1 protein-coding gene is annotated in these 5,933 nt (G+C 75.6%); it reads right to left on the bottom strand.

Features of this window, described 5'->3' with window-relative positions; all coding sequences use genetic code 11:
* The coding region (locus tag IEZ17_RS01900; RefSeq protein ID WP_189295605.1) for a beta-ketoacyl synthase N-terminal-like domain-containing protein at positions 1 to 5,835 on the bottom strand (5,835 nt) is incomplete at its 3' end.
* Positions 5,836 to 5,933: the final 98 nt, after the last annotated feature.

Below are 5,933 nucleotides of genomic sequence, written 5' to 3'. Positions count from 1 at the left end.
GTCCACGTCGACCAGGAGCAGCCGCTCGGGGTTCTCCGCCTGCGCGGCCCGCAGCAGGCCCCACACCGGGGCGTGCACCAGGTCGTCGACGTCCTCGCCGACGTGGGTGGACACCGCCCGCCGGGTCACCACCACCAGGCACGCCGCCGCCTGGCCCTCGTCGGCCAGCCAGTCCTGCACCAGGCCGAGCGCCCGCGCGGTGGCGGCCCGGATGCCGGCGGCCAGGTCGTCGGGCCGCCCGGTGGACAGGGACAGCAGCGCCGTCCCGCCGGCACCGGCGTCGGACACGTCGTGGCCGGCGCGGCGCAGCTCCGCGGCCAGGCCCAGCTCGTCGGGGCCCGCCAGGCTCCACGTGGCCGGGCCGGTGGCGGCCACCGGCAGTGGGGTCCAGTCCAGGTGGAGCAGGTCGTCGGGCAGGTCCTGGCGGACGGGGCCCGGGCGGCGGCCGGAGACCGGGCGCAGCACCAGGGAGTCGAGGACGGCCACGGGGCGGCCGGCGGCGTCGGCCACCGCGGCCGAGACCGCGTCGGTGCCGGCGCCCGTCAGCCGCACCCGCACGGTGGCGGCGCCCTTGCCGAACAGCTGCATGCCGGACCAGGAGAACGGGAGCAGACCGCCGCCGCCGCGCACGAAACCGCCGAAGCCCATGGCGTGCAGGGCCGAGTCGAGCAGCGCGGGGTGCAGGCCGTAGCGGCCCGCGTCCCGCTCGTCGTCGAGCACGGCCTCGGCGAACACCTCGTCGCCGCGCCGCCAGACCGCGCGCAGTCCGCGGAACGCCGGGCCGTAGGCGTAACCGGCGTCGGCCATCACCTGGTAGTAGTCGTCCACCGGCACGGGTTCGGCGCCGGTCGGCGGCCAGACCGCGAGGTCGAAGCCGGCGTCCGGCTCACCGGGGGCGAGCAGTCCGGCGGCGTGTCGCGTCCACGGGCGGTCCTGGTCCGCGTCCGTGCCCGAGCCGCCTTCCGTGGGCCGCGAGTGGACCTCGATCGGCCGGGCCCCCGTGGCGTCCGGTGCCCGCACGACGATCTGGAGCCGCGCGCCGCCCTGCTCCGCCAGGGTGAGCGGCGCCTCAAGGGTGAGCTCCTCCAGCCGCCCGCAGCCCAGGCCGGCTCCGGCGTGCAGCGCCATCTCCACGAAGCCGGTGCCGGGGAACAGCACGGTGCCGGAGACCGCGTGGTCGGCGATCCAGGGGTGCGTGGTGAGCGACACGTCGCCGCTGAACACCGTTGTGCCGTCGGCGAGCGGGACCACGGAGGTCAGCAACGGGTGGCCGGCCGTCTCCCGACCGGGGGCCGGGTCCGCCGCCCCGGTGGGGAGGGCCACCGGGGCGGCGTCGTCGATCCAGCAGACCCGGCGCTCGAACGGATACGTCGGGAGCCCGGACATCCGCGCGGGGGTGTCCGCGCCGTACAGTCCGGCCCAGTCGACCGCCGCACCGCGCACCCACAGGTCGGCCACCCGGCCGAGATCCCGCTCGCGCACGGCGGCGTCGAGTCCGGTGGTGTCGATCCGGGCCGCGGTGGCCGTGAACACCGCGTCGGACGGCCGGCCCCGGCGCCAGCGGGTGAGGTGTCCGCGGAGCTCCTCGACGCCGGAGGCGACGACGGCCAGCCGGTGCGTCAGGTCCACCCGGCCGACCTGGAGGGTGTGGGCGAGGTCCGCGAGGTCGACTGCGGGCCGTTCCAGGAGGAAGTCCAGCCAGGTGTCGACGTAAGCCCCGAGCCGCTCCGCCGTGTGGGCCGACAGGGTGAAGAGGACCGGTCCGCGGGTGGTCGCGCGGGCGCGGACCGGGGGCTCGGGAGCCTCCTCCACCACGATGTGCGCGTTGGTCCCGCCGCCGCCGATGCCGGTGATCCCCGCCCGGCGCGGCACCGGGGCGCCGTCCACGACGACCCGGTCCCACGGCACCGGGGTGCCGGACAGCCCGAACGGGAGACGGTCGAGGTCGATGGCCGGGTTGTACTCCGCCGGCAGCCGGGTGGGCGGCAGGGTGCGGTGCTCCATGGCCAGCACGACCTTGAACAGCTGCGCCATGCCCGCGGACGCCTCGCCGTGGCCGATGTTGGGTTTGACCGAGCCGATGCGGAACTGCCCGCCGGCGCCCGGCCGGTCCGCGAAGACCTGGGTGAGCGCGGTCATCTCGACGGCGTCGCCGATCTCCGAACCGTTGGCGGTGGCCTCCACGTAACCGACCGTCCGCGGGTCGATCCGCGCGTCGCGCAGCGCCGCCCGGATCACCTCGGCCTGCCGCTGGGCGCTGGGGCTGGTGAACCCGATGGTCCGCCCGTTGTGGTTCACCGCGGTGCCGCGGATCACCGCGCGCACCGGGTCGCCGTCGCGCAGCGCCTGCCGCAGCGGCTTGAGCAGCACCGCGCCGACGCCCTCGCCGGGCACGATGCCACTGGCCTCGGCGCCGAACGACGCGCAGTCGGAGCGGTCGGAGAGCAGCCCCACGGTGGCCAGTTCGACGTAGGTCGACGGGTGCAGGTAGAGGTTCACGGCCCCGGCCAGGGCCAGGTCGCAGCGGCCCGAGCGCAGGCTCTCGACCGCCTCGTGCAGGGCCACATGCGCTGAGGAACAGGCGGTGTCCACGGCCTTGCTCGGTCCACCGAGGTCGAACTGGAAGGAGACCCGGTTGACCATGTCGCCGAAGGAGGTGCGGGGCATCTCCAGACGGCCCTCGGAGCCGAAGCGGGTGAAGCCGTGCTTCGCGCCGCCCGCGAAGACCCCGATGCGTCCGCGCACCTCGGCGGGGAGCTTCGACGGGGCGTAGCCGGCGTCCTCCAGTGCCTTCCAGCACTCCTGGAGGAACAGCCGCACCTGCGGGTCGGTGTTGCGGGCCTCCTGGTCGGTGAACTGGAACAGCGCGGGGTCGAACTCGTCGAAGCCGTCCAGGAAGGCACCCCACTTGGAGGGGCTCTTGCGGACCACGTCCGCGCCCTCGGGGCGCGGGTCGTAGTGCTCCCGCCAGTCCCAGCGCCGGTGCGGGATCTCGGTGACGGCCGAGCGCCCGTCCATCAGCAGCTGCCAGTAGCGGTCCCGGTCGGGGGCGTCCGGGAAGGAGCCGCTCATCCCGATGATCGCGATCCCGTCCTCGACGTCGCCCCCGGCGTCCTCCGTGGTGTCGCCCGCGGTCCCGGCGGCGTCCGTGTCCGCCGCGGCCTCGTCAACCGACGCCACACGAGCCGGCGTTGGGGCGGCCCCGGCGTTCGCGACGGGCGCGGCGACCGGGACGGGGCCGACGTCCCCGACGGGCTCGGCAGCGGGGACGGTCGCCGCGTCGCCCCACCCGAGGAAGGCCCGGCACACGTCCGGGAACCGCTCGACCAGGTGCCCGGCAACGCCCTCGACCTTCGCGAACTCGAAGAAGAGCGTCCGCGAGGCCGCCGGGAACGCCTCGCTCAGCAGCTGGTTCAGCCGCGTCCGCGTGATCGAGTCGATCCCGTAGCGGTCCAGCTGCTCCGTGGGGTCCACCTCGCCCTCGGCGGCACCGATCAGCTCGGTGGCCAGCCGCGCGATCCGCTCCTCCAGCGCCGGGGCCAGCCGCTCGGGGCGCTGATCGCCCCGCGACGCGGCCACGGGCCCGGCCTGGGCCGGGGCCGGCGGCTCGGGGCGGCGCTCGGCCACCGGCCGAAGGGGCTGCGGTACGGCGGGTACGGCGGCGGTGATGCCGTGGCGGTCCTTGGCGAACGGGTAGCCGGGCAGCGGAACCCGGCGCCCCGTTCCGCCGCGGTGCAGCCGGCGCCACTCGATGGGGCCGCCGCGCACCCACAACTCCGCGACCTGCGCGAACTTGCCGCGCTCCAGCCACTTGCCCACGGCGTCGCGCAGCTCGTCGTCGTCGGCGAAGAGCCGGACGACCTCGCCCCGTCCGTCCGCCTCGCCCAGCCAGCAGTTCTCCGGGAGCTCCTGTCCCGAGGCCAGGGCCCGCAGTCCGGCCAGGAGTTCGTCCCGGTCGCGGACGACCAGCGCGGCGCGCGCCGCGAGCCCGGCCCGGCCGAGCTGGAGCGTGCGCGCCACGTCGGCGAGCGACGGCCGCGCGTCCACGGCGCCGGGCCACTCGCCGTCGGCGTCCCCGGCGGCGTCCGCCGCGGCGAGCAGGCGCGCCACGTCCCCGGCGGTACGGCCCTCGTGGAGCGCGTCGGCGTCCAACTGCGGGCCGAACGCGGCCTCCAGGGCCGCACCGAACCGGGCGAACTGCTCCGGAAGCACGCCGTAGGCGTCCAGGCGCTCGTCCGGGTCGATCTCCTCGGCGGCGACACCCAGGACGTCCGCCAGCACCGCGCACACCTGCGCGGGCGCCACGGGCTGCGGGGCGGGCCGCGGCGGCGTGCCGTCGGCGGGCGCCGCCAGATGCGCGGCGAGGACGTCCGCACAGGCGCGGAGCCGCTCGGTGTTGCGCGCCGACAGCGGGACGATGTGCGGTCCGCCGTCGTCGGCCGCACGGTCCGCCGCGTCCGCGGGCACGTACTGCTCGACCACCACGTGGACGTTGGTCCCGCTGTGTCCGAAGGAGTTCACCGCGGCCATCAGCGGGGCGCCGGAGGTGCTCTGCCACGGCCGGGCCGCCTCGTCCGGGACGAAGGCCGAGCCCTCGAAGCCGATCAACGGGTTGAGGGTGCGCAGGGTCGGCATGCCGACCAGCCGGCCGTGCCGCATGGACAGCAGGACCTTGATCAGTCCGACGACTCCCGCGGGCGCGCCGGTGTGGCCGATGTGCGCCTTGGCGCTGCCGATGGTGCAGAACGCCCGCGCGTCGGTCAGCCGCCCGAACGCCCGCACCAGCGCGTTGGCCTCCACCGGGTCGCCGAGCGCGGTCCCGGTCCCGTGGGCCTCGACGTAGCCGACGCGCTCGGCGGGGATCCCGAACCGCCGGTAGACGTCGACGACCAGCTCCTCCTGGGCGGCCCCGTTCGGCGCGGTGATGCCGTTGCTGGCCCCGTCCTGGTTCATGCCGGTCGCCCGGATCACGCCGTGGACGTGGTCGCCGTCGGCGATCGCGTCGGACAGCCGCTTGAGGACGACGACGGCCACCGCCTCGGAGTAGACGGTGCCGTTCGCCTCGGCGTCGAAGGTGCGGCACTGCCCGCTGGGCGACATCGCGCCGCTCTCCACCAGCAGGTCCAGACCGCGCGCGTCCAGGCCCGCGTTGACGCCGCCGACCAGGGCGAGGGACGACTCCCCCGTCGTCAGGCTCTGGCAGGCCAGGTGCACCGCGGCGAGTGCGGACGAGCACGCGGTGTTGACCACCAGAGCGGCGCCGCGCAGGTCGAGGAAGTACGAGAGACGGGAGGCCACCAGCGCGTCGGAGGCACCGGTGAACGACTCGTGCGGGTAGCCGGTGGGTTCGGCGCCGATGAACAGGCCGGTGCGGGAACCGGCCAGGTGCTTCGGGTCGAGGGCGGCGTCCTCCAGGGCGTGCCAGCTCTCCTGGAGCAGCAGCCGCTGGTGGTGGCTCATCAGGTCCGCCTCGTGCGGACGGATGCCGAAGAACTCCGCGTCGAAGCAGTCCCGTTCGGCCAGTGCGCCGCCCCAGCGGTAGCCGCCGGGGTCGTCCGGGGCGAGGTAGTGGTCCGGCAGCTCGCCGTAGGTGACGTGGCCCTCGGTGAGGCGGTGCCAGAACTCGCGGACGTCCGCCGCCCCCGGGACCTGCCCCGACATGCCGATCACGGCGATGTCCAGCATCTGCGGACGGTCCGGGTGGCCGGGCGCCGGCGGCGCGGGGGCCGCTGCCGGGTCCGTGCGGTGCGCGTCCAGCAGACCGCGGGCCTGCGCGGCGCCGACCGTGCCCCGGGCGTATCCGTCGAGGATGTCCCGGAAGTTCGCGCTGTTCATCGTTGCTCCCTCGTGGCCAGTTCGGCGTCGAGCAGGTCGAGCACCTGCGCGGCGGAGAGCTCCCCGGCCGCGAAACGTGCCTCCAACCTCACGATCAG

The organism is Streptomyces albospinus (assembly GCF_014648695.1).
GTDB classification, from domain to species: domain Bacteria; phylum Actinomycetota; class Actinomycetes; order Streptomycetales; family Streptomycetaceae; genus Streptomyces; species Streptomyces albospinus.
This window is presented reverse-complemented; position numbering and strand designations above follow the sequence as displayed.